4 protein-coding genes are annotated in these 1,582 nt (G+C 45.1%); 2 read left to right on the forward strand and 2 right to left on the reverse strand.

All coding sequences use genetic code 11. The features are described from left to right. Positions 1-585, forward strand: a 585-nt coding sequence (locus HWQ37_RS15640; RefSeq protein WP_292748532.1) for a tetratricopeptide repeat protein, incomplete at its 5' end; no start/stop codon positions are given. A gap of 317 nt (positions 586-902) precedes the next feature. Here HWQ37_RS15640 and HWQ37_RS15645 read toward each other — a convergent pair. Together HWQ37_RS15645 and HWQ37_RS15650 are read right to left on the reverse strand one after the other, a co-directional pair. Beyond that, the gene (locus HWQ37_RS15645; protein ID WP_292748533.1) at positions 903-1,058 is read right to left on the reverse strand and encodes a hypothetical protein; all 156 of its coding nucleotides are present in this window, start codon (positions 1,056-1,058) and stop codon (positions 903-905) included. Continuing rightward, positions 1,058-1,300 (reverse strand): DUF2281 domain-containing protein, encoded by a 243-nt coding sequence (locus tag HWQ37_RS15650; RefSeq protein ID WP_292748534.1) that lies wholly within the window; start codon positions 1,298-1,300, stop codon positions 1,058-1,060. The genes HWQ37_RS15645 and HWQ37_RS15650 overlap by 1 nt, the downstream gene beginning before the upstream one ends. Before the next feature lie 33 nt (positions 1,301-1,333). Here HWQ37_RS15650 and HWQ37_RS15655 point away from each other — a divergent pair, with 33 nt between their 5' ends. Continuing rightward, positions 1,334-1,483 carry a hypothetical protein gene (locus HWQ37_RS15655; protein WP_292748535.1) on the forward strand — a complete coding sequence of 50 codons (150 nt, stop codon included), beginning with the start codon at positions 1,334-1,336 and terminating at the stop codon, positions 1,481-1,483. Positions 1,484-1,582 lie beyond the last annotated feature (99 nt).

Here is a 1,582-nt window from a genome sequence, read left to right on the forward strand (position 1 = left end):
CAACGGCTGCTGGGAGAAGAGCATCCCGATGTCGCCTCCAGTTACAACAACCTGGGCTTACTCTACAATTCCCAAGGACGGTACAGCGAAGCGGAACCACTGTTGAAAAAAGCATTAGAACTCCAGCAACGGCTGCTGGGAGAAGAGCATCCCTCAGTCGCCACCAGTTACAACAACCTGGCTCTACTCTACTATTCCCAAGGACGGTACAGCGAAGCGGAACCACTGTATAAAAAAGCATTAGAACTCCGGCAACGGCTGCTGGGAGAAGAGCATCCCGATGTCGCCACCAGTTACAACAACCTGGCAGGACTCTACGATTCCCAAGGACGGTACAGCGAAGCGGAACCACTGTATAAAAAAGCATTATCACTCAGGCAACGGCTGCTGGGAGAAGAGCATCCCTCGGTCGCCACCAGTTACAACAACCTGGGCTTACTCTACGATTCCCAAGGACGGTACAGCGAAGCGGAACCACTGTATAAAAAGGCATTATCAATTGCTGAACTTAGCTTAGGAGTAGATCATCCCAATACAGCTACTATCCGTGAAAATCTGAAATTGTTGGGCGATAATTATACTTAATGCTAGTGTAGTAAAAAAATTATAAATTATCTGTTCCTTTGATGAAACCGCGATCGCCTCTTCCACATTAGAAAAGCGATCGCTCTCTTAATACCAATTCTTTATAAAGCTGCATAGAATTCGATCCCCCCTAACCCCCCTTAAAAAAGGGGGGAAAAGAATCAAAGTCCCCCTTTTTAAGGGGGATTTATGGGGATCTAGATATGTGCAACTTCACATTAAATTGGTATAAGGCGATTGATTTTATTTTGACCTGCGATCGCTCTCTCAAGTCGATTGATTTCATTTTTAGGTGCATTGCTTTTTCACCAATTTTCTCAAACTCCTGACTGAGGAATGAGCAGAGGAATTGGGCGATCGAGCAAAGGTGGCGCAATCTGGGTCAACTGCTCTGTTACCCAGGTGTGATAGCGATCGCGTCGATCAATTAAAGCCACCAAAACACCTGTGTCAACAATCACTTGATGGAGCATTACTGACCGTAGCCGTGCATATAGTCTGGATTTGTTGAAAGATCACCAGGGCCTTCCCCCGCCCCAATTGCAGCCTGGGCAACTTCAAAAAACGATTGGGAAGCCATTTCAGATTCCATAGTTCTTGGCTTGTGACGTTTTGCCCGTAGAAACTCTACAAAGTCCAAAACCTGTCGCTGCTCTTCTGCCGATAATGCTTCTACTGTTTGTAAAATTTGCTCACACAAATGAGACATTGCCATCAGATATAAAATGGGCGATGATTTTATTGTATAGTGATTCGATTGCGTGAAAAAAACTTGGTACACTTAGCAGATATAAGGGTGTGCGATCGCGGGAATATCTCTTCTCATATACTGTGCGATCGCTCCTTTGATGAAACCGCGATTGCCTCCTCCACATTAGAAAAGCGATCGCTCTATTAATACCAATTCTTTATAAAGCTGCATAGAATTCGATCCCCCCTAACCCCCCTTAAAAAAGGGGGGAAAAGAATCAAAGTCCCCCTTTTTAAGGGGGATTTA

It is taken from the genome of Nostoc sp. NMS4 (assembly GCF_017115095.1).
GTDB lineage: Bacteria > Cyanobacteriota > Cyanobacteriia > Cyanobacteriales > Nostocaceae > Nostoc.